Genomic DNA, 22,177 nt, shown 5'->3' with positions numbered 1-22,177 from the left:
GCGCTGCTCGCGACGCGTTCGCGCGCCGGCGCCTGCCTGCTCGTGCTGCAGGCCGTCGCGCTCGGACTCTGGTGCCTGCGGCGCCAGTCCGCACGCACACTGATCGTCGCCGTCGCAGTACTCGCGGTCGCGGCCGTCCTGATTCTTCCCGCGGCCGGACCGCGGCTGCTGCAGGGGTTCGAGCTCAATCTCGCCGACGGCCGCGCGGAACTGCTGCGGCGCGCGGTCGCGGCCGCGGCGACGTTCGTTCCGCTGGGCAGCGGACCCGGCACGTTCGCGAGCGCCTTCGCGACCTTCGACACGGTCGCGACGCTCGACCGCGTCTACGTCAACCAGGCGCACAGCGAGCCGGTGCAGCTGCTGTTCGAACTCGGTCTCGCCGGTATTTTCGTATATCTGTTCTGTTGTATCGTCGTCGCGAAAACCCTGCTGCGCGACGCCGGCGACGGCACGCGCTGGGCCTGCGCGCTCGGCCTCGGCGCCGTGCTGCTCCAGAGCCTCGTCGACTATCCGCTGCGCACGCCGCTGCCGGCCCTGGCCGCCGCGGCGCTCGCCGCCTGCGTACTTGCGCCACGGAGGAGCCGCTGAACCATGCGATCGCCGCTTTCGCCCGTCGCCGCACCCGCCGCGTCGCCGCGCTACTCGCTCGAGGACTGCCGCGTGATCGAGTTGCCGAAGATCGCCGACCCGCGCGGCAACCTGACCTTCGTCGAGGGCCAGGTGCACGTGCCGTTTGACATCGCGCGCGTGTATTACCTCTACGACGTGCCCGGCGGCGCCGAGCGCGGCGGCCATGCGCACCGCGCGCTGCAGCAGCTCATCATCGCGATGTCGGGCAGTTTCGACGTGCTGCTCGACGACGGCCGCAGCCGGCGCCAGGTGCATCTGAACCGCTCGTACTACGGCCTGCTGGTCTGTCCGATGATCTGGCGCGAGCTCAGCAACTTCTCCTCGGGTTCGGTCTGCATGGTGCTCGCCTCGCACCGCTACGACGAGGCCGACTACTACCGCGACTACGCGGTCTTCCAGCGCGACGCGGGCTGACATGAGCGCCGACGCCGACGAAGCCGCCGCGCCGTCGCGATCCTCCGCGGTCGCCGCAGTGCTGCTCGCGCTGCGCCGTGCGCTGCGCCGCGGCCTGCGCCTGATTCCGAAGCTGCGCTACCTCGCGCGGCGCTGGCAGTTCGAACAGGCCGGCCGGCGCGGCGGCATCGAAGCCGGCGTGCGCGTGCTCGGCGATGCGCGCATCCGCCTGGGCGACCGCGTGATGCTGCGCCGCGGCGTCGTGATCGCCGGCAACGGCGAACTGCGGATCGGATCCGGCACGACCATCAACGACGGCTGCCAGATCAGCGCGTTCGACAGCGTGCGCATCGGCGAGAACTGCCTGTTCGCGCCGCGCGTCAGCGTGCTCGACATCGATCATCGCTTCGACACGCGCGAACGGCCGATCCGGGACCAGGGCTGCCGCACCGCGCCGGTCGTCATCGGCGACGACGTCTGGATCGGCATGAACGCAGTCGTGCTGCGCGGCGTGCACATCGGCCGCGGCGCGATCGTCGCGGCCAACAGCGTGGTCACGCGCGACGTGCCCGAATTCGCGATCGTCGCCGGCGCGCCGGCGCGGCTGCTGCGGATGCGTCCCGGATGAAGGCCTTCGCGCGCGCGATCGCCGCATTCGGCGTCGGCTCGGCCGCGGGCACGCTGCTGCAGGTGCTCAAGGGCAAGCTGGCCGCACTCGTGCTCGGCACCGCCGGCGTCGGCGTGCTCAATCAGCTCGGCACGACCTGGAGCCTGTTCAGCAGCGTCGCCGGACTCGGCATGGGCAGCGGCATGGTCAAGCGCGTCGCCGCCGCACGCGAGGCCGGCGACGAAGCCGCGATCCTGCGCCAGGTGACGTCGTCGCTGGCCGTGGCCGCCGCGGTATCGCTGGTACTTGCACTCGCCGCGACCGCATTCGCCGCGGCGCTGTCGGACGGACTGTTCCACGACGGCGGCGAGCGCCGCGTGCTCGTGCTGCTGGTCGCCTGGGGCATTCCGTTCGCGGTCTGCGCGCAGGTCTATCGCTGCCTGCTGAGTGCCGCGCGCCAGGCGCGCGCGCTCGTGCGCGCGCAGGTGACCTCCGATCTCATCGGCTTCGCCGCCTTCGCGCTGCTGGTCTGGCGCTACGGCCTGCCCGGCGCCGTGCTGTCGCTGTCGCTGCTGCACGCGGTCAAGTTCGCGCTGCTGTTCGGCGCGGCACGCAGGCACTACGGCGCGAACACGCTCGCGCTCGCGCCGGCACGCTTCGACTGGCGCGAAGTGCGGCACAACCTCGGCTTCGGACTCAGCGGGCTGCTGCTCGTCACGACCGGCAGTCTCGTCGTGCTGATCGTGTCGCGCTGGATCATCGCGGCCCAGGGACTCGATGCGGCCGGCCTGTATTCGACCGCGTGGAAAGTCGCGGCCGTGTATCTCGGCGCGATCTACGCCTCGGCCGGCAGCTACTACTTCCCGACGCTCGCGGCCTGCGACGGCGACGACCGCCGGCTCGGCAACTGCATCGACGAATCGCTGACGGTCTACCTGTATTTCATCGCGCCGGTCATCGCCGCGATCGTGCTGGCCGGCGAATGGCTGATGCACCTGCTGTTCAGCGCGGCCTTCGTGCCGGCGGCGGCGTTACTGGTGCTGCTGCTGCCCGGCGACCTGCTGCGCATCGTGTCGGAAACGCTGGGACTGTCGCTGCTCGCGCGGCGGCGCCTGGGCGCCTATTGCGGCGTGTATTTCGCCTGGGCCGCCAGCTATCTGGCGCTCGCCGCGCTGCTGCTGCCGCGGCTGCAGCTCGCCGGCGCCGCGCTGGCCTATCTGCTTTCGCAGGCCCTGCAGTTCGTCGTCACGCTGTACGTCGTGCGCCGCGCGTTCGGCTATCGCATCGGCCGTACCGCGGCCTTCGCGCTGCTGCGCGGCGCCCTGCTCGTTGCCGCCGCGGCGGTCGCGGCACTGCTCTCGCGCGATCTCGCGCTGCGCGTCGCCGCCGGCGTCGCGATCGCCGCAGCCTGGCTCGCGCTGAGCTGGTCGGATCTGCATTTCCGCGAACTCGCGGCCGGACTGTTCCGGCGCCTGCGGATGCGCCCGTCATGAATCCGCTCGTCAGCGTCATCATTCCGTCCTACAACCACGCGCGCTACATAGGGCGTGCGATCGACAGCGTGCTCGCGCAGACCTATGCGCCGATCGAGCTCATCGTCATCGACGACGGCTCGCGCGACGACAGCGCGGCCGTGATCGCCGGCCTCGCGCAGCGCCACGGCTTCCGCGCCGTGCTGAATCCGGAGAACCGCGGCCAGAGCCATGTCGTGAACCAGGCGCTCGACCTGTGCCGCGGCGAGTTCGTCTGCTTCCTGCCGTCGGACGACTGGTACCTGCCTGACAAGACGCGGCTGCAGGTCGACAAGTTCCGCGACTGCGACGAGTCGACCGGCGTCGTCTACGGCCGCGGCGCGCGCTACTACGAACACAGTGACACGACCGAACCGGTTTCGCTGCCGCTGCGCCGCGGCGACGTGCTGCGCGATCTCGTCGCGATCGGCAACTTCGTCTATCCGGTCACGCCGCTGTTCCGGCGCGCCTGCTTCGAGCGCGTGCGCTTCGACGAGTCCTATCGCGCCGAGGGCGAAGCGATCTATCTGAAGCTCGCGCTGCATTTCCGCTTCGACTATGTCGAGGACATCGTCGCCGTCATGCGCGACCACCCGGCGAACACCGGCAAGAACGTGCCGCTGATGTATCGCGAGAACCAACGCTACTGGGAGGCGTTCTTCGACGAACCCGCGCTGCCGCCCGAGGTCCGCGCGCTGCGCCGCACGCGGCTCGCCCGGCTGCATCGACTCAAAGGACTCGAACTCGTCGTGCTCTGCGGGCAAGCGCGCGACGGCCGCCGTGCGCTGCGGCGCGCGATCGGCCTGCGCCCGCGCCTGCTGCTCGACCCGCGCGTGCTGGCCGGACTCGTCCTGAGCCTGCTGCCCGCGCCGCTCGCCGGCAGTCTCGTGCGCCGCCGCCGCGGCGCGGCCGGAGCCGCGTCATGAACCGCGATGCCGTCGTCGCCGAACACCGGCTCTCGTTCCTCGACTATCTCGGCCGCCTGTCGCGCAGCCGCGGCGTGCGCCGCCTCGCCGCGCAGCGCAGTCCGGCGGCCGCGCCGCGCATCGCCTGCTTCCCCGACGACGACATCGGCGCGCAGATCCTCGCCCACGGCTGGTACGAGGACGTGCTGCTGCATGCGATCTTCGACACCTTCCTCGCCGCGCAGGCGGCGCGCTTGCGCGAAGGCATCGCCATCGACGTCGGCGCGAACATCGGCAATCACACGCTGTGGCTCGCCTCGCGCTTCGCGCGCGTGTTCGCGGTCGAACCCAATCCGATCTGCACGCACCTGCTGCAGGCGAATCTGCTGATGAATCGCGTCGACAACGTCGAGGTGTTCGCGCTCGGCCTCAGCGACCGCGACGGCGAACTCACGTTTCACGCGAACCAGCACGGCAATCTCGGCCGCTCGGGCGTCAGCGCGCATCTGGCCGCATCGGCGAGCCGCAGCTTTCCGGTGCCGGTGCTGCGCGGCGACGCGCTGTTCGATGCGCAGCGCCTCGCCGGACTGCCGCTGCGGCTGATCAAGCTCGACATCGAAGGCCACGAGTACGCCGCGCTGCGCGGCCTCGCCGCCACGCTCGCGGCGCAGCAGCCGCTATTGCTGTTCGAATCGCACACGAGCCGCGGCGACACCGGCGGCGACGCGATCCTCGCGCTGCTGCGCGACTGCGGCTATCGCCATTTCCATGTGATCGAGACGAACACGGCGCCGCGCGGCAACCCGCTGCGCAAGCTGCTGCATCGCGCTCGCGAAGGGCTGCGCCTGCGCCTGTGCGAAGTGCAACGCCTGCCCGAGCGCAGCCACAGCCTCGTGATCGCCGCGGTGCAGCCATGCGCATCCTGATCCTGGCCCAGCACCTGGGCCGCGCGCTCGGCGGCATCGAGATCCAGTGCGACCTGCTCGCGCGCGAACTCGGCGCGCTCGGCCACGAGGTGCACTACGGCGCAGCGCACGGCGTCGCCGCGCCGCTGCCCGCGACGCCCTACGCGCTGACTGCCTGGACGCCCGGCGATGCGGCGTCGTTGCGCGAGCTGCTGCGGCGCGCGCGTCCCGACGTCGTCTATCTGCGCCACAACAAAGTCGCGCTGCGCGCGACCGCGCGCGCGCTGCGCGACGCCGGCGTGCCGCTGGTGTTCGCCGCGTCGAGCCTGCAGGACGTGCAGGCCTGGAGCTATCACCGCAAGCACGCGGCGTGGACGCCGCGGCGTCTCGCCTCGGTCGCGTGGCAGCGTCTGCGCAGCCGCTGGAACTGGGGCGGATTCCGCTGGGTCTGCGCGGCCGTCAGCCTCAACGCGCACTACACCGCGCGGCTGCCGGTCGCGCAGCGCGTGCACATTCCCGATGCGATGGACGCGGCCGCGGTGCCGTTCGCGTGGCCGCGCCGCTACGTCGCCTGGGTCGCCCAGATCAAGGACTACAAGAATCCCGGCGACTACGTCGAACTCGCGCGGCGCTGCGCCGATCTCGATCTCGATTTCCTGCTCGTCGGCAGCATCGTCAGCCCGCGCTACGCATGGATCGCCGATCCCGCGCGCACGCCGGAACAGTTCCACTATCTCGGACCGCGCACGCCGGCCGAGGTCAACGGCATCCTCGCCGGCGCGCAGGCGCTCGTGCACACCTGCGATCCCGAAGGCTTCGGCAACAACTTCATCCAGGCCTGGCAGCAGGGCACGCCGACGCTGTCGCTGCGCTTCGACCCCGGCGGCATCATCCGGCGCGAGGCGCTCGGCGACGTACCCGGCAGTCTCGCCGGGCTGGAGCGCGAACTGCGCCGGCTGATCGCCGACGAACCGCATCGCGCCGCGATGGGCGAGCGCGCGCGGCGCTTCGCGCGCGAACAGCACGACCCGCGCCGCAGCGCCGAACGCCTGGCCGAGCTGCTCGCGAGCGTCGCCCGGCCGCGGAGCGGCGCATGAACGTGCTGTTCCTGACCAAGTACCCGGCCGACGGCGCGAGCAGCCGCTATCGCGTCTACCAGTACCTGCCCTATCTCGACGCCGCCGGCATCGGCTATCGCGTGCAGCCGTTCATGAGCGAGGCCATGTATGCGCTCGTGAACCGCCCGGGACGGCGCCTGCGCAAGGCCGCTCACGCGGCATTCGCGGTCCTGCGCCGGCTCGCCGAACTCGCGCGCTGCGGGCGCTACGACCTGATCTACCTGCAGCGCGAATGCCTGCCGCTCGGGCCGCCGCTGATGGAACGCGCGTTCCGGCGCCGGCGCATCCCGACGATCTTCGACTACGACGACGCGCTGTTCATCGTGAAACCCAGCACGCACAATTCCTTTGTGGATACGTTCAAAAGCGGAGCGCGCACGCAGCAGATCTTCGGCCTCGTCGACTGCGTGCTCGCCGGCAACGACTGGCTGCGCGACCGCGCGATCGAACACGGCGGCGCCGCGCGCACCTTCCACGTGGCCGAAGACCTCGACCGCTACGCGCGCCGCGCGCCGCACCGCAACGGCGCGACCGTGACGCTGGGCTGGCTCGGTTCGCCGAGCACCGAGAAATACCTCGACCTGATCCGCGAGCCGCTGCGCGCGCTGTGCCGACGCTATCCGCAGCTGCGCCTGCGTGTCGTCGGCGGCGGCGCATTCACCGACGCCCGGATCCCGGTCGAGCACCGGCCCTGGCGCTATGCGAGCGAAGTCGACGACCTGCATGCGTTCGACATCGGCCTCATGCCGCTGCCGCTGGAAGACTGGTCGCGCGGCAAGTCCGGTGGCAAGGCGCGCACCTACATGGCCGCCGGCGTGCCCGCGGTCTGCACCGGCATCGGCTTCAATCTCGAGCTGATCCGCGACGGCGAGACCGGCGTGCTCGTGCGCGACCCCGGCGAATGGGAAGCCGCGCTCGGCCGCCTGATCGAGAACGCCGATCTGCGCGAACGCATTGCGGCCGCGGCGCGCGCCGAGGTCGAACGCCGCTATGCGCTGACGCGCATCGGTCCGCAGTTCGTCGACATCCTGCGCGAGGTGGCCGCCCGTGGCAGCCGCGCCTGACGTGCTCTACGTGTCCTACAACGGCATCGCCGAGCCGCTGGTCGAGTCGCAGGTGCTCGCCTATCTGCGCAAGCTCGCCGGCTACGGCTTTCGTTTCACACTGCTGACCTTCGAGCGCCGCCCGCCGGCCGACGCCGATGCGCTGCGCCGCCGGCTCGCCGACGAGGGCATCCGCTGGCACTGGCTGCGCAGCGTGTCCGGCTTCGGTCCGCTGACCTCGCTGCTCGACGTCGCGCGCGGCCTCTCGCGCGTGCGGCAGTTGCATCGGCAACAGGGTTTCAGCCTCGTGCACGCGCGCAGTTTCCTGCCGGCGCTGATCGCGCAGCGCTTCAAGCGCCGCCACGGCGTGCCGTATCTTAACGACCTGCGCGGCTTCTGGATCGACGAGAAGGTCTATCGCGGGCGGCTGCGCGAGAACGGCGCGGTCTACCGCATCGCCAAGCGACTCGAAACGCAGGTGCTGCGCGACAGCGACTACATCGTCTCGCTGAGCGAGCGCGGGCTGCGCACGCTCGACAGCTGGGGCGCCTGGCGCGGCGAACCGCCGCCGTCGGCGACGATACCGACCTGCGTCGACCTCGACCGCTTCGTGCCCGATGCAGCGGATACCACGGGCGCGGCGCCGGTGTTCGGCTATGTCGGCTCGCTCAGCGAGGAATACCTGCCCGAGGAGATCTTCGCGTGGTTCGCCGCGGCGCTCGTCGCGTTTCCCGCGGCACGTCTGCATCTCGTCACGCGCAGCGAACCGGCGCCGCTGCAGGCGGCGCTCGCGCGCCACCGCATACCGGCCGAGCGCGTGCGCCTGCTTGCGCTGCCGCCGGCGCGCGTGCCGGCCGAGATCCGCCAGTTCGATGCGGCGCTGTCGTTCATCCGTCCGCACCTCGCGAAATTCGCGAGCTGCCCGACCAAGGTCGGCGAGTACCTCGCCTGCGGCGTGCCGGTCGTCAGCAACCGCGACATCGGCGATCTCGACACGCTGCTCGCCGACGGCGCCGCGGGCTGCCTCGTCGACGACTTCGGCGACGCCGCGCGTGCGCGCAGCTTCGAACAGCTCGCCGCGCTGTGGCGCGATCCGCAGCTCAAGACGCGCTGCCGCGCGCTCGCCGAGCGGCATTTCTCGCTGGCCCGCGGCAGCGAGCGCTATGCGCTCGCGTACCGTCGCATTCTCGGAACGGCGCCCTGATGTTCGAATCCGCGCTCGAAATCAGCGTAGTCGTCCTGATGCTGGGCTGCGTCGCGATGGCGTGGATGCTGGCGCGGCGCGACCGCGGACCGCGCCGCACGGCGCCGCCCGAAGCGCTGCTGCCGACGTCCGACGCGTATCCCGGGCCGTCGGCGCAGCGCTTTCTGCTGCGTCTGTTCGTCGGCGGCTTCCTCGTGCGAGCGGTGGGTGTCCTCGTCATCGGCCTGACCGACGCGATCCGCCAGCTGAACCTGAGCCCGGATTCGCTGCGCTATCACCGCGAGGGCATGGCCATCGCCGAACAGATGCGCGACGGCTTCTTCAATGCGCCGAACTGGATCGACAACGGCTGGTTCCAGTTCACCGGCCTCGTCTACTACCTGTTCGGACCGAACCCGGTCTACATCCAGCTCGTCAACATCGCGCTCGGCGCGCTCGCGCCGCTCGTCGTGTTCCGGCTCGTGCTCGCGGTCTATCGCGTCGACACGATCGCGCGCGTCGTCGCCCTGCTCGTCGCGTTCTTTCCGTCCTTCGTCTACTGGTCGTGCCTGATGCTGAAGGATCCGCTGTCCATCTTCAGCATCAGCCTGCTCGCGCTCGCCGTCGTGCGCCTTCGCGACGGCTTCGGCCCCGCGCCGCTGATCGCGATGACGCTGTCGCTGCTGGCGCTGCTCGGCATCCGCGAATACCTGTTCTTCGTCTGCCTGTTCCTGATTGCCGCGTCGTATTTCCCGGTCGAAGGCCGCCGCACCGTGCCGCTGCTGCTGACCCTGTCGGGCGTCGTCGTGCTCCTGGGCACGGCGACGTGGTTCGCCGGCTTCGGCGTGCTCGGCGCGGACTACATCCGGCAATCTCACTATTTCGACCTCGAATACATCAATCAGTCGCGCATCGCGATCAGCCACGGCAGCGGCGCATTCTTCGCCGCACCGGAAACCGCGGTCTGGGGCCAGGATGTCGCATCGACCGCACGCGCCGCGCTCGCCGCCGTCTATTTCTTCTTCGTGTCGATCGACCTGACCCAGATCGGCAGCGCACGCCAGCTCATGGCCCTGCCGGAAATCCTCGTGATCCTGTGCCTGCTGCCGAGCCTCGTGCGCGGCCTGCGCGCGAGCTGGCACCACGCTCGCCAGCAGTCGCTGCCGGTCGCCGTGTTCGCGTTCGGCCTGCTCATCGTCTACGGCTCGGCCGCGACCAACATGGGCGCGATGTTCCGCTGGCGCATGCAGGCACTGCCGTTCCTGCTGACGTTCATGGTCTACGGCGTGTTCGTGCACGGCCGCGGCCCTATCTACGGGCTGCTGCGGCGGATGAAATTTTGAGTGCAGCTAAAACCTTCAAAACCTTCGAGAAAAACCTTCGAGGACACCCAGAAAAACAGTTCGAAACTTTAGACGAAGCTTTAGAGGACACCAAAAAACGTTCGATAAGTTTTCGGGGACACCCATGAGTTTCGAGGAACCAGACAGCTCGGTATTTCAGGAACGTGTTTCAAGGGCGTTTCAAGGGGCGTTCCAGGACAGCTCCGCCCTCCCAGCTTCGAAAAAACTCGGGGAAATTTCGGGAAGCGTTTCCGGACAAGGCGTTTCCGGACACGCATGAACCTCCGGTATCGCAGAGAGTCCAGGACAGAAATCCACTCCCATGAGCTTGGCGCACCAGAAATTTCCGAGTCGAGGAATTTCGGTCGTCAGAGAATCTTCAGGACACCCATGAAGGTCGATGGACGCAAAAAATATTACGACACCCATAAAAGATATTAGGACACCCATGGATTCAACGACGCGCCGAACGTCCCGAGTGCCATTCCGAGGACCATCCATGAACCATGGCGCGCGAACGCTGAGCAACTTTCCAGGACATCCGGAATTCCAGAAGCGCTGAGGGCACTCCCGGGACACCCATGCAAACCCACATCGACGCTGTGGTACTCGGACTCTCGCCAACCGGCCTGTATGCGCTGCGCGAACTGCAGCAGGCCGGCCTGCATCTGATCGGGGCCGACCAGGCCTCCGGCTGCGCACGTTTCTCGCGTGCGGCACGCCGCTGCTGGACGCCGCGCGACGATGCGGAACTGTTGCGGCGCCTGCATGAGCTAGCTGCCGCGCAGACCGCGCCGACGCTGCTGCTGCCGACCAATGACCACTACATCGAATTCCTCGGTCGCCATCGCGCGGAGCTGGCGACGGCGTTCCGATTTGCGAGCTGCTACGGCGGAATCGCCGATGAACTGCTCGACAAGCTCCGCTTCCACGCGCTCTGCCGCCGACACGGCGTCGCCACGCCCGGTGTCTGGCATGTTCCGGACGCGCAAGCGCTTCGTGCCGTCATCGCCGACATGCCGTATCCGTGCCTGCTGAAGCCGGCACTCGTCCACAAGGCGCGGCCGTTCCTGCGCGGGCGCAAGCTGCTCGTCGCGCGGTCACGCGACGAACTGCAGGCCTTGTTCGCCACGCTTCCACCCGACAGCGGCGGCTGGCTCGTGCAGGAAATCGTCCCGGGGCCGGAATCGTCGATCACCGTATTCGGCGCGTACGTCGACGCGTCCGGGCAGTCGCGGCAACCCTTCGTCGCGCGCAAGCTGCGTCAGTATCCGCCGGGGTTCGGCTCCGCGTCGCTCGCACTCAGCGAGCATTGCGCCGAGACACAGGAGCGGTCGCAGAGCTTCCTGCGCGCGATCGGATTCCACGGCATCTGCGGTACCGAGTTCAAGCGCGATCCACGCGACGGCATGCTGAAAATCATCGAGATCAATCCGCGCCCGACCTTGTGGTTCGGCCTGAGCCATGCCGCAGGCAAACGGATCGCGACAGCCTGGGCGAACGACATGCGTGGCTATCCGCCGCAGCCTGAACGCGCGCAGACCGACGGAGTGGTCTGGCGATATCTCGCGAAGGATCTTGCTGCCGCGCGCTTCTACCGCGATCCGCCGGATGATTTTGTGTTGCCGCCGCCGCAGCCCCACGTGAACCGCGCCGCCGGCGAGCACACCTGGGCCGTCTATGACCGGCGCGATCCGCTGCCGGCGCTCGTCGAGCCGCTGCTGTTCCTGCGCAAGTTCCTGGACCGGCGCGGATGAGGCGCCTCATTGTCAATGCCGACGACTTCGGCATTACCGCCGGCGTCAATGCCGCCGTCATCGACGCATTCCGCGCGGGATGCCTGTCCAGTGCGACGCTCCTCGTGAACGGCGCCGCCGCACGGGAAGCGGCGGATCTGGCTCGTGCTCATCCGCGTCTTGGCATCGGGCTGCACTTCAACCTGACGCTCGGCGCACCGAGCGCACCGGCTGACGCCGTGCCGTCGCTGCTCGGCGCCGACGGCCGCTTTCCGAGCCGCGACGAAATCGCAAAACGTGCGCTGCGCGGCCGGCTCGTCAGAAGCGAGCTGCACACCGAACTCAAGGCCCAGCTTGCCGCGTTCGTTGCGCTAGGTCTCGCGCCGACACATCTGGACAGCCATCAACACGTGCACGCGTTCCCTCCAGTGTTCGATACGCTCGCGCAGGAGTGCGCCGCGCTCGGCCTACCGCTGCGCCAGCCGCATACGCTGCGCCTGCCTGGTGCGCGGCCGCGACTCGGCCGCCGCCTGCGCAGCAGCGTGCTGGCGCTCCTGAATTGGCGAAATGCGCAGCGCTGGAAGGGTCGCGTGCGGAGCAACCGCGCGTTTGCGAGTGTGTTCGACTTCGGCCACCTGCCTTCGCGGCTCGAACCGCAGCACTACGGCGAGCTCTTCGCCAATACACAAGGCGATCCGCTGGAGCTCATGGTCCATCTGGTCCGCGACGCCGACGACGTCGACGGACTCACGCGTATCGGTGATGTTGCCGTCGCCGAATGGGAGCTGCTGAGCCGCGGGGCGCTCGTGCCGCTGATGGCAGAACATGGGTTTCGGCTGTGTACGTATGCGGAGGCTTTTGAATTGGGACATCCATGAAGTCACTTTGAACTCGGACGCCCACGAAGTCACTTCAATCGCGATCAAGTCGGCGCGATTAAATCGGGACATCCATTGCTTCAAAGCAGGACATCCAAGAATGAAGAAGAACGGAAAGGCGGCGAACAGGAACACTCGGAATGTTCCGCATCGGTCGGCACACGCCAGGAGCGTCGACATCGATCCGAAGCGGTTCATCCCTGACCAGCAGGCAGTTCCGAAAGCTACGCACCAGGACATTCATCGTCATGACGAATTGGCACGAAAATCCAAACCGTTCCCGATCGCAGTGGTCGTTGCCGGGGGAGCTCACCTGATGCATCGGGACACCCACGAAGGCCGAATTTCGTCGCTGAAGCACTGGTCGCTGCGCGAAGCCGTGTTCCTCGTACTTGCGAACAACTTGCCGAGACTGTGGATATTCGACCGTTACCGCGCTGTGCTGTACCGGCTCGCCGGTCTGCGCGTCGGCAAAGGCAGCACGATCTATGGCCCGGTCAGCGTGCGGCCCTACGGCGGTTGCCGCTGCATCACCATCGGCGCCGACACGTTTCTCAACGTCGATACCGCATTCACCGTCGTCTATGACGGCGTACGCATCGGCGACCGGGTCCAGATCGGTCCTCGCGTTGCCTTCGAGACCATGGGTCACGGACTCGTCTACGAACCGGGCAAGGGACGCGGCCGTACGTCCGCAGCGATAGTCGTCGAGGATGAAGTCTGGATCGGCGCCAATGCCGTGATTCTGCAGGGCGTAACCATCGGCCGCGGTTCAGTCGTCGCAGCCGGCGCCGTCGTCAACCGCAACGTAGCACCGAACACGCTGGTCGGTGGTGTACCCGCACGCCCGTTGCGCGACTTATCGACAGCGGATGGGAAGTACTCATGAAAGTCATCCTGTTCGCGAATACCGATTGGTACTTATACAACTTTCGCCAGGCACTGGCCGTTGCACTGCGTCGTCACGGCGTCGACGTCTTACTGGTAGCGCCGCCCGGCCAGTATGGCGAACGCCTGCAAGCGCTCGGCCTGCGCTGGATTCCCGCGCCGCTGCATCGGCGCAGTCTTGGACCGTTGCGCGAAATCCGGCTACTGCTATGGCTGCTTCGGTTGTTTCGTCGTGAGCGACCCGACATCGTGCACGGCTTTACGATCAAGTGCGCTGTCTACGCATCCATCGCTGCGCGCTGGAGCGGCGTACCTGCGTGCGTCGGTGCCATCACCGGCATGGGTTATGTGTTCACGAGCCGCGACGCTCGCGCAAGCGTGTTGCGCCCCTTCGTCAGGCTACTGCTCCGTCATGCGCTCGTCGGGCGCCACCGACGTCTCGTGCTGCAGAACGCCGACGATGTGAACCTGTTCGTGCGCGCGCGCCTTGCTCGGAGAGAAGACATCCGACTGATTCCCAGTTCAGGCGTGGACGTGAAGCGCTTCGTACCATTGCCGCACGACGTCAACGTATCCGCAAGGCCACTCTGCGTGGTTCTGGCGGCGCGCTTGCTTTGGGACAAAGGTATTGCGGAATACATTGAAGCCGCACGTCAGCTGCGCGCGCAGAATCGGCGGATCCGCTTCTTGCTCGCCGGGGCGCCCGATCCCGGCAATCCCGCGTCAGTGGATATCGCCGCCGTTGAACGATGGCTCGACCAGGGACTTGTCGAATGGTTGGGACACGTCGATGACATGGCTGCAGTGTTTGAGCAGGCGGATGTAGCCGTACTTCCGAGCTATCGCGAGGGCCTGCCGAAATCCCTGATCGAAGCCGCTGCCAGTGCACTGGCACTGGTGACCACCGATGTACCCGGCTGCCGCGATGTCGTCCATGACGGTATCGACGGGTTGCTCGTTCCGGCGCGCAACGCCGCCGCGCTGGCGACGGCGATCGCCCGCCTTGACGACGACCGCTCGCTGCTGCGCCGCCTCGGCGATGCCGCGCGCGCCAACGTGCTCGCCACTTACGACGTACGTATCGTCAATGCGCGGACACTCGACGTGTATCGGGAACTGGTGCCCGATTTTCCTCTTGCGCCGTCGCAGGCAGAAGCGGAAGCCGGGACGCATGAAGCTGCAACGGGACATCCATCATTTTGAAAAATCGAGTCACGCTGAAACGGAACTCACGCTGAAACGGAACTCAAGCGTTCAAAACGGGACATCCAGCGATGCGGCGGATCAAAAGCAACGAACGAGGGCATACGTCGCTATTCACGATCGAACGAAATCCGCTCGGGACAACTACTTCAACTCAGCTGCGCGGACGTGATTACGGATATTTGCGTACGAGCCATACCAAGTGCGCGCATCAGTCCAGCTGCAATGCGAACCGAACGCCTTTGAGCCATCTCTGTCCGATCCGCTCAGCCGCGTCCCTCAAGTCCCGGGCAGAGCCTACGACACGAGCCCATGCGCTACCGAAGCCTCGAACGCGTAGAGCCCATCGTTCCGGATCACCGTCGACCATCGAGAGTGCGGCTGGCGCGTCGCTGGCGATCGTGCCGCGCTTGCCGACGGCAGCTGCGCGACCGGTCCAATCGAGAATTGCTAAATAATCGGCAGTGCTTATCGAGAGCGTCGATCGCTGAATTCCGATGATCGGTCTCAGGAGTGCAGCGAGTGTTTCAGGATGTTTGCGCGCCTTTTCGATTCGCGCACGTACACCGGCATGTTTCGACGTATCGAGCCCCTCAGCCGTTCCCGAGCGGACTGGATTCAGGTCGACGTAGGTCATCGCAGCGAGAACCGCACGCTCGTTGCAAAGCACTTGGCACTTGTAGCGCCCCTCCCAGAATCGTCCCGTGCATCCATCCTCGCGATTGGCCCGCCGAGCGATAGGTTCAGCCAGGCAGCGCATGAACCAGGACAAATTGCCGAGACGGGACCGAATCACCTCGATACGCCCAGGATCTGCTGCAAGCTGCTGACGCTTCAGTTCGACTGCAGCGGCGTCGCCCCGAGCTGGCGGATAAATCCGCACCCAGCGCGCCGCAACCTCCTCGTCGCTCCACGCGGCAACGACATCGGGGACGACCTGAAGGACGATGTGCAAGTGATTGCTCATCACTGCATAGGCATGGATCGAAATGGCGAAACAGTCGCCGAGCACGCGAAGACGATCCTCGATCCAGGATTTCCGGTGCTCGAATGAAAAGCCGGTGTAGCTGTCTTCTCCGCAGAGAAACGAACGCCTGACGCAGCGCTGGATGCAGTGATACCAGCCTTCTGAATTCGGCGGAACCAAGAGTGAGCGTGCGGATGCCATGCGACCAGCATGAGCGAAGTGCGATGCGCGTGAATCGGCCGTTTTCGCGCATCACTATCGGAAGATTCTGAAGGAGACTCTCGGGCGGTGTCGGACCGCGCATTCAGCGATCTGGGCGCGCCACGCCGCGCATGCGAGAACGACGAGCCGCAGGCGTCCGGATTCCGACCGGACTACCTGGTTCGTGGATGTCCTCGGCCGACTGCCCGTGGATGTCCTCGGCCGACTGCCTGGTTCACGCACATCCTCGATCGACTTTCGACGTTTGAGCTGCGCCTGTTTTGGATCCCGTCTTTTTGTTCTTTCTCTCGACGTCCTCGTTTTTCTCTCGTTATCTGCTCGTTTTTCTGGTTCTTGGATGTCCTCGTCTTTCCGTCGTTCTTGGATGTCCTCGTCTTTAGTCCTCGTCTTTAGTCCGGCAGCCCCCGCCTCTCCTCCACCTCAACCTCGGCAATGTCCCCGACTCGCCGCCGGATCTCGGCCAGCGCAGCTTCGTCGGCAGTCGCCTGGACACGACCGCGAAACGCACCCAGCACGGTTACCCCGGGAATGGCACGCAGCTCCCGGTCGAGCCGGTCGCCGCGGGCGTGCTGGTCGCGCCGTAGCGCGATGACGAGACGGAGTGTCGTGCTCATGACGTCCTCGCGGCGCACGGAGCGCCCGCACCGTATCGAGTATGCGTCGCGCTGAGCGCTGCGGCCAGCGGCGGCATGCGCGTTCGCCGGCGGCGGCGGGCTCTGCCTGCCCGCGTGCCGCCGCCGGCGCCCGTCGCCGACCGCGCGCCGCTGCAACCGGGTGCGCGGCGCGGCCGGCTTTCAGACTCGTGCGAGCCCGCGTCCCTGGTACAGCGGGTTGAGGCCTATCGACATCGCGCGCAGCGCGAGCAACTGGCGCGCATAGGCAGTGCGTGCCGCGGTCCGCGGCAGCTGCGCATAGGTCCTGTCGGCGGCGAGCAGTCGCGCGAGCACGGCCGCCGTCATCGGCGACGCCATGGATGTCCCGGACATGTCGGCGTAAGGCGCGGCTTCGGTGCTGGTCGCCGGAATCGTCGAGATCACGCCGTTGCCGGGTGACGCACTCAGGAGTTGCGGACCGATGTTGCTGAATGACGCGAGGAACAGTCCGCCGATGCCGTAGCGATCAGGCTGGCTCGGCACGTTGTACGCGGGCATGGTGTCCGGCGGCGCGGTGTTGATGAGGCCGAGCGCCGAGACTGCGACACATTCCGGATAGGCAGCGGGATAGCCGACCGGCGAGCCGCTCTGGTTGCCGCTCGCGCAGACGCAGATGGTGCCGCGCTGGGCGGCGACGATGACGGCGTCGTGTTCGATCGCCGACGCTGCGCCGATCAGGCTCATGTTGAGGATGTCCGCACCGTAGTCCTGCGACAGCACGTCGATCGCGTTCGCGATGTCGCCCTGATTGCCGCTGCCGTCGGCGCCGAACACGCGTGCGACGAACAGGTCGCTGCCGGGCGCGATGCCGGCGAAGTCGCCGTCGTTGACGGGACGCGCGCCGACGATGCCGCTGACGTGCGTGCCGTGAGTCTGGATGTCCCGGCCCTGGCTCGCCCCCGGCAGGAATCCGCCGTTGACGAATGCGCCGATCGGCACCGCGTGCGCGAGCGCCGGATGCGGCCCGACACCGGTATCGAGGACACCCACTTTGATGCCGCGCCCCGCATCCGCATCGTTGCCCGTAAGTCCCGACACCAGATGCCACCAGCCCAGCGCGTTGCCGGCCGGCAGCGGCCGGAGCACGAGCGTCTGGCCCGACTGCGGATGGGTGTGCACCGACGTCCAGTAGCGTCCGTGCGGCTCGACCACGGCCATGGCCGGCCGCCACTGCATCGCGTCGAACACGATCGCGACGCTGCCGTTGGCCTTGGAGATACCGCCTGCGGAAATCGCGAGGTTCGGATTCGAGATCGCATTGAAGCGCACGATGACGCTCGCGCCGGCGACTGCCGCATCGTCAGGCCCCGCAATGCGCAGATTCAGCGTCGCCCCGATGCCCGGTCCCTGCGCCGCGTTCGGCGCGTTGGTCTGCATCAGCGCGGAATAGGCCACCGCCGGCACGCGCGGCAGCACGGGTTCGATGACCGTGTCGGCAGTCAGTTCCTGCGCCTTCGCCGCGATCTCGTCGGGATCGGCCTCGATGACGACGACGTGGCGCGCGCCGTCGCCGTCCTCGCGTGCGCGCCGGGACCGCGTGCTGAGCACGTCGACCGTGTCGAGCAGCACCTTGTTGAGGCGCAGCGTGAAGCGCTCGGTCGCCTCGCTGCGAGCGAGTCCCGGCGGCTGCAGCGACATCAGGTTGGAGATGACGAAACGCTGCACGGGCGGCGGCGTCGGCCCGTCGGCCGCGACGTCGGCGGCCGGCGGCGGCGCCGACGCGCGGCGCGACGTGGAGGCGGTTTTCTTCGTGGTCTTGCCGGATTTCCTGGCCATAGCGGCGACTCCGTCAATGGGGAAGTGATGAGGCAGGTCGCGACGCCGGCGCAGCCGGCAGCGCGTCACGAGGCAGGCACGGGTACAACGGGCTCGGCACGGCGGCGCAGTCGTGCAGGCGCAGGAAATGCAGGCCGATGCCGGCGCTGCCGGTCAGCAGCGACACGCTGTCGCCGCAGTCGGGAACGCCGCAGCCCCAGGGCAGCTGGTTCGCATGCACGAGTTCGCGCATGACATCGCCGACGCGCTGCGCCGCAGCCAGCGCATCGGTGCGGCCGAAACGCGCGGCGACCGACAGCAGCAGATCGTTGTTGCCGGTCGCGCCGTGGCACAACGTGAAGTCGGTGACGAGCGGCTGCATCGGTACGTTGAGCGACTGCACGGCATTGGCGACCGCGACGTCGATCTCACCCAGCGCCTGGTCGTCGTCGGGCAGCAGCTCGAGCAGTCGCAGTCGCGCCATGCCGATGCCGGTGGAGCCGTGACACCAGGCGACCGGAAAGCGCGGCGCCGCATTCGGGACACCCGGCAACGGCCGATAGTCGGGCCAGTTGCGCTGCGTGGTGTCGTACGCGCGGCGCTCGTAGCGCAGCGCCGCCATCGCCGTGTCGCGGCAGCGCCGGTCGGGGCGCAGGCGGTCGGCCTCGAGCAGCGCGAGCGCCATGCCCGAGACGCCGTGCGAGAGTCCGAGCAGCGGCGGCCCGGAGCGCTCCGGATTCGGCCACGCGGAGCCGCCCTGGCCGGTCTGGGCTTCGGCTGCGAGCGCGCCGGCGACGCGCGCGCCGAGCGCGATCAGTTCCTCGTCGCCGAAGCGCTCGCCGGCGCCGAGCAGCGCGATCGCCAGTCCGGCCTTGCCGCTGATCAGATCGTGCTGATCGGCGAGCGCCGCCTCGTCGGGCAGTCTGCGCAGTACGTCGAGTCCTTCGGCGATCCAGTCGGGGCGCTGTTCCAGCGCGCCGACCGCGGCGAGCGTCCATGCGGCGCCGGAACTGCCGTTGTAGAAGCCGAACGTCTCGCGCTTGCGCTGCGCCAGCCGCCGGCGCACCTGCTGCACGGCGCCGTGCAGCGCGTGGCGCTGCTGCGCGTCGCCGGTGCAGCGCACGAGCTGGGCGAGGAACAGCGCGATGCCGGCGCTGCCGAGATAGACGTCGGCCGGCCCCGCGCGATAGACCGCGTGGAACGCGCCGCCGATCGGTTCCTTTGTCCATATCTGCCAATTACAACTATTGCCCGACCAGATCGCGTCGCGCACGAGCCGGCAGCCGATCGCGTCGGCGACATCGAGATAGCGGCTGCCGGGCGCCGGCAGCGGTGGTGCGGCGGCGGGCGCCGCGGCGAGTCGAGCGTTCATGCGGCGGCTTCCTCCGAAGGCAGGGTGTAGATGTCATGGAGTCCCGGCGCGAGATGCGGACGGAACGGGTCGAGTCCGTGCTGGCGCAGCCGCGCGGCGAACGCGGCGCGCCGCGCGTCGACACCGTTCGCGTCGGCGAGCGCCTGGGCCAGCAGCCGTGCACGCGACTGGCCAAAGCTCTGGCCGTCGCCGGGTTCGTCGGCCGCACCGACGCCGGGCAGCAGCGCGCGCGTGAACAGCGGGGCGTCCGTGCGCAGCAGCGGCGCGAGCTCCGCAGCCAGCGCGTCGAGCAGTCGCAGCACGGCCGGTACATGCCGGCGCGCGACGTACAGCACCGCGCTGTCGCTGCGATCGAAGCGCTGCGGATCGACCGGGCACTTGAAGCGGTACGGCACGCGGTAGCGATTGAGTTCGCGGCCGACGCGGCGCAGCAGCGCGTCGACCTGCGACGAAGGCACGTTGAAATAGAACCGCGACAGGCGCGCCGTGTCGTAGTCGCCGGCGACCGCGTCGCCGAACGCGTAGTAGGTGCCGGGCTGATGCTGCAGCGACTGCCGAGCGATGCTGAAATCGACGAGCGCGCCGGCCTGCGGCGTGCGGCCGGCGCCCGGCAGGTACGCGTATTGGCCCGGCTGGGCGACCGTCGCGACGTCGCCCTTGATGATGTGCACGGCGCCGGTCGGCTCGACGCGGAACACTTTCCAGCCGGCCTCCCAGCGGTCCTGTGTCGGATTCGCCGCGGACAGCCGGTCGAGGAATGCGGCATCGGCGACGACGCCCTGGCGGAGTTCGTCGAGATCGACGGCCTCATCGCGATAGGGCCGCGTATAGGCGCAGAAATAGATCAGCGTCGACAGCGCATCGACGAGCCGCGACGCGGCGTCGGCAGGCGCCGGCGTTGCGACCGTCGGTGTCGTCATCGGCGTGATCGCGTCGATGTCGAGTTCCTGATCGCCGCCGAAACGCAGCCGCGTCGGCGAGACGATCGCGACGCGCGCGAGCAGCGGCAGCAGCGTGTCGAACGCGGGGACGGACAGCGGCGCGCTCATGCGGCCACCCGCGCGCTCGGCGCCAGTGTCCACGGCGCGCGGTCGCGCCGCGGCCAGTGCAGCGGTGCGGCGTCGACCGCGGTGCCGTGCAGTCCGAACAGATCGCGCAGCGCCGCGCGCGTGTCGGCGAAACAGTAGCGCGCGCAGTGCAGCGCGGCCTGCGCGTGCGGCGACATCGCCGGCGCGTTGGCCAGCAGCTCGAACGCGAGCAAGGCGAGCCGCGCGCCGCAGAGATAACCCAGGCGCAGCGACTCGGCGTCGTCGCCGAGACTGCCGACGGCGCCGCGGTAGACCGCCCAGAAGCGCCGCGTGTCGCGCTGTACGTCGTGGCGCGCACCGGGCTCGGTCGCGCCCTGCAGCGCCTGCACCGGCTGGCGCAGAAGCCACAACTGGAAATAGGCACAAATAGCGCCCGCGACGTCCCAGAGCGGATCGCCGAGATTGCCCAGTTCCCAGTCGATCAGGCGCAGCGCGCGCTCCTCGCCGCGCTCGACGACCATGATGTTGTCGAATTTCATGTCGCCGTGGGTCAGGCAGCGCTGCGGCCACTGCCGGCCGAGCTGACCGAGCCCGTGGAGCAGCTCGGGCGTCGCGCGCAACTGGGCGACGACCTCGCGCACGCCGCCGGACATGTTCGGCATCACCGTCTCGGCCTGCTCGCCGATGATGAAGATCCACGGCGCCTCGCCGGTGAGCACGTTCGGGAACGACGCGACGGTGCCGCCCACGCGCGTTTCGAGATGCACGGCGGCCAGCGTCGCGGCGAGCGCGTCGGTGACGGCCTCGCCGACTTCGCCATGCCGCGCGATCCATTCGTTGAGACTGGCGCCGTCGTCGATCGCCTCGAACACCAGCACCTGACGCCGGTCGTCGTAGCGGCGCAGCGCCGGCATGATCGCGCGCAGGCTCGCGCACGACGGCTCCTGCAGCGCGAGCTGTGCGCAGGCGGCCTCGCGCGCGAACGACAGCGTGGTTTCGGCGATGACCGCCGGCACCTGCTTGACGAACAGCGAGTGTCCCGGCGCGCGGATCACGTGGAAATTGCGGTTGCGGCGGCCGAGTTCGCGGACGCGGAACGCGTCATCGACGATGTCGTCGGCCGCCGCCAGGCCGACGTCGCGCAAGTAGTAGTACAGGTTCGTCGCGGTCAGGAACATGCTGCCTCGCCGTAGTGAGGCCGGCGCAGCGTGGAACGCCGGCCGGCCGTCGGAAAGAGGTGCGGCCGCGGCCCGGGGGCCGCGGCCGCGGGGCGTACATCAACCGCCGCAGATCGGCGTGCAGATCGAGAACACGGTGACGTTGCACTGGATCGGACCGAACGTGGCCTGGGCGCTGACGCCCTGGTTAGGACCGATGGTGTTGCAGGCCAGCGTGACCGGATGCGTCGTCGTGACGATCGTGGTCGGCGTCTGCAGGCAGATCGGCGGATGCGTGAGCTGTCCGCAGATCGTGGCGGGGCTCTGCGTGATCGGGCCCGGGCAATGCACGCCCGACAGCGTCGGCGGCGGACAGTAGATGCCGAAGGTCTGCGGCTGCGGACAGATCGGCGTGAAGCTCGCCTGCGGCGCGACGCCGCCGCCCTGTTGCGCGGCGGCGGCGCCGCAGATCGGCGTGCAGACCGAGAACACGGTGATGTTGCAGTTCACCGGCGTGAACGTCGCCTGTGGCGAAGCGCCCTGCGGCGCCGCGGCCGCCTGCGCACCGCAGACCGGCGTGCACAGCGTGGCAAGCGTGATGTTGCAGCCGACCGGCGTGAACGTCGCCTGCGGCGAGGCCTGCTGCGCCTGTGCCTGCGCACCGCAGACCGGCGTGCACA

General features: G+C 68.4%; 21 protein-coding genes. 14 read left to right on the top strand and 7 right to left on the bottom strand.

The genetic code is table 11. The annotated features are described in order from the left end of the window. The 14 genes from VLF18_RS03475 to VLF18_RS03410 form a co-directional block, all read left to right on the top strand. A partial coding sequence (locus tag VLF18_RS03475; RefSeq protein WP_325278229.1) for an O-antigen ligase family protein occupies positions 1-588 on the top strand: 588 nt, incomplete at its 5' end. 3 nt (positions 589-591) lie between these two features. Then, positions 592-1,044, top strand: a complete 453-nt coding sequence (locus VLF18_RS03470) for an FdtA/QdtA family cupin domain-containing protein (RefSeq protein WP_325278228.1) — start codon at positions 592-594, stop codon at positions 1,042-1,044. A 1-nt stretch (position 1,045) separates the two neighbouring features. Then, positions 1,046-1,651: an acyltransferase gene (locus tag VLF18_RS03465; protein ID WP_325278227.1), complete on the top strand. Its 606-nt coding sequence runs from the start codon at positions 1,046-1,048 to the stop codon at positions 1,649-1,651. Continuing rightward, entirely contained in the window at positions 1,648-3,123 is a 1,476-nt protein-coding gene (locus VLF18_RS03460; RefSeq protein ID WP_325278226.1) for an oligosaccharide flippase family protein, read from the top strand. The genes VLF18_RS03465 and VLF18_RS03460 overlap by 4 nt, the downstream gene beginning before the upstream one ends. Further along, positions 3,120-4,067, top strand: coding sequence for a glycosyltransferase family 2 protein (locus VLF18_RS03455; RefSeq protein WP_325278225.1), 948 nt, complete (start codon positions 3,120-3,122; stop codon positions 4,065-4,067). Before VLF18_RS03460 ends, VLF18_RS03455 begins: the two co-directional genes overlap by 4 nt. Next, positions 4,064-4,972, top strand: coding sequence for an FkbM family methyltransferase (locus VLF18_RS03450; protein ID WP_325278224.1), 909 nt, complete (start codon positions 4,064-4,066; stop codon positions 4,970-4,972). Before VLF18_RS03455 ends, VLF18_RS03450 begins: the two co-directional genes overlap by 4 nt. After that, positions 4,960-6,048: a glycosyltransferase family 4 protein gene (locus VLF18_RS03445; RefSeq protein WP_325278223.1), complete on the top strand. Its 1,089-nt coding sequence runs from the start codon at positions 4,960-4,962 to the stop codon at positions 6,046-6,048. Before VLF18_RS03450 ends, VLF18_RS03445 begins: the two co-directional genes overlap by 13 nt. Then, complete coding sequence (locus VLF18_RS03440; protein WP_325278222.1) at positions 6,045-7,133, top strand: glycosyltransferase; 1,089 nt, start codon at positions 6,045-6,047, stop codon at positions 7,131-7,133. Before VLF18_RS03445 ends, VLF18_RS03440 begins: the two co-directional genes overlap by 4 nt. Continuing rightward, positions 7,117-8,316 carry a glycosyltransferase gene (locus tag VLF18_RS03435; RefSeq protein ID WP_325278221.1) on the top strand — a complete coding sequence of 400 codons (1,200 nt, stop codon included), beginning with the start codon at positions 7,117-7,119 and terminating at the stop codon, positions 8,314-8,316. The genes VLF18_RS03440 and VLF18_RS03435 overlap by 17 nt, the downstream gene beginning before the upstream one ends. Further along, positions 8,316-9,638 carry a hypothetical protein gene (locus VLF18_RS03430; RefSeq protein WP_325278220.1) on the top strand — a complete coding sequence of 441 codons (1,323 nt, stop codon included), beginning with the start codon at positions 8,316-8,318 and terminating at the stop codon, positions 9,636-9,638. The genes VLF18_RS03435 and VLF18_RS03430 overlap by 1 nt, the downstream gene beginning before the upstream one ends. Before the next feature lie 581 nt (positions 9,639-10,219). Further along, entirely contained in the window at positions 10,220-11,395 is a 1,176-nt protein-coding gene (locus VLF18_RS03425) for a hypothetical protein (RefSeq protein ID WP_325278219.1), read from the top strand. Further along, the gene (locus VLF18_RS03420) at positions 11,392-12,252 is read left to right on the top strand and encodes a carbohydrate deacetylase (protein WP_325278218.1); all 861 of its coding nucleotides are present in this window, start codon (positions 11,392-11,394) and stop codon (positions 12,250-12,252) included. Before VLF18_RS03425 ends, VLF18_RS03420 begins: the two co-directional genes overlap by 4 nt. Before the next feature lie 100 nt (positions 12,253-12,352). Next, on the top strand, positions 12,353-13,141 hold the full coding sequence (locus VLF18_RS03415) for an acyltransferase (protein WP_325278217.1): 789 nt from the start codon (positions 12,353-12,355) through the stop codon (positions 13,139-13,141). Beyond that, on the top strand, positions 13,138-14,343 hold the full coding sequence (locus tag VLF18_RS03410; protein ID WP_325278216.1) for a glycosyltransferase family 4 protein: 1,206 nt from the start codon (positions 13,138-13,140) through the stop codon (positions 14,341-14,343). Before VLF18_RS03415 ends, VLF18_RS03410 begins: the two co-directional genes overlap by 4 nt. Positions 14,344-14,554: 211 nt before the next feature. On the opposite strand, the gene VLF18_RS03405 is transcribed toward VLF18_RS03410, so the two are convergent. The 7 genes from VLF18_RS03405 to VLF18_RS03375 all read right to left on the bottom strand — a co-directional run. Next, positions 14,555-15,511, bottom strand: a complete 957-nt coding sequence (locus VLF18_RS03405) for a hypothetical protein (protein WP_325278215.1) — start codon at positions 15,509-15,511, stop codon at positions 14,555-14,557. A 410-nt stretch (positions 15,512-15,921) separates the two neighbouring features. Continuing rightward, positions 15,922-16,146 (bottom strand): hypothetical protein, encoded by a 225-nt coding sequence (locus VLF18_RS03400; RefSeq protein WP_325278214.1) that lies wholly within the window; start codon positions 16,144-16,146, stop codon positions 15,922-15,924. A 180-nt stretch (positions 16,147-16,326) separates the two neighbouring features. Then, positions 16,327-17,961 carry a S8 family serine peptidase gene (locus VLF18_RS03395; protein ID WP_325278213.1) on the bottom strand — a complete coding sequence of 545 codons (1,635 nt, stop codon included), beginning with the start codon at positions 17,959-17,961 and terminating at the stop codon, positions 16,327-16,329. A 13-nt stretch (positions 17,962-17,974) separates the two neighbouring features. Next, positions 17,975-19,312 (bottom strand): lanthionine synthetase LanC family protein, encoded by a 1,338-nt coding sequence (locus VLF18_RS03390; protein ID WP_325278212.1) that lies wholly within the window; start codon positions 19,310-19,312, stop codon positions 17,975-17,977. Beyond that, entirely contained in the window at positions 19,309-20,361 is a 1,053-nt protein-coding gene (locus tag VLF18_RS03385; protein ID WP_325278211.1) for a T3SS effector HopA1 family protein, read from the bottom strand. Before VLF18_RS03385 ends, VLF18_RS03390 begins: the two co-directional genes overlap by 4 nt. Beyond that, on the bottom strand, positions 20,358-21,518 hold the full coding sequence (locus tag VLF18_RS03380) for a phosphotransferase family protein (protein WP_325278210.1): 1,161 nt from the start codon (positions 21,516-21,518) through the stop codon (positions 20,358-20,360). The genes VLF18_RS03385 and VLF18_RS03380 overlap by 4 nt, the downstream gene beginning before the upstream one ends. Positions 21,519-21,617: 99 nt before the next feature. Beyond that, on the bottom strand, positions 21,618-22,177 hold a 560-nt coding region (locus tag VLF18_RS03375; protein ID WP_325278209.1), incomplete at its 5' end, for a hypothetical protein.

The organism is Tahibacter sp., assembly GCF_035481375.1.
Classification (GTDB): domain Bacteria; phylum Pseudomonadota; class Gammaproteobacteria; order Xanthomonadales; family Rhodanobacteraceae; genus Tahibacter.
This window is presented reverse-complemented; position numbering and strand designations above follow the sequence as displayed.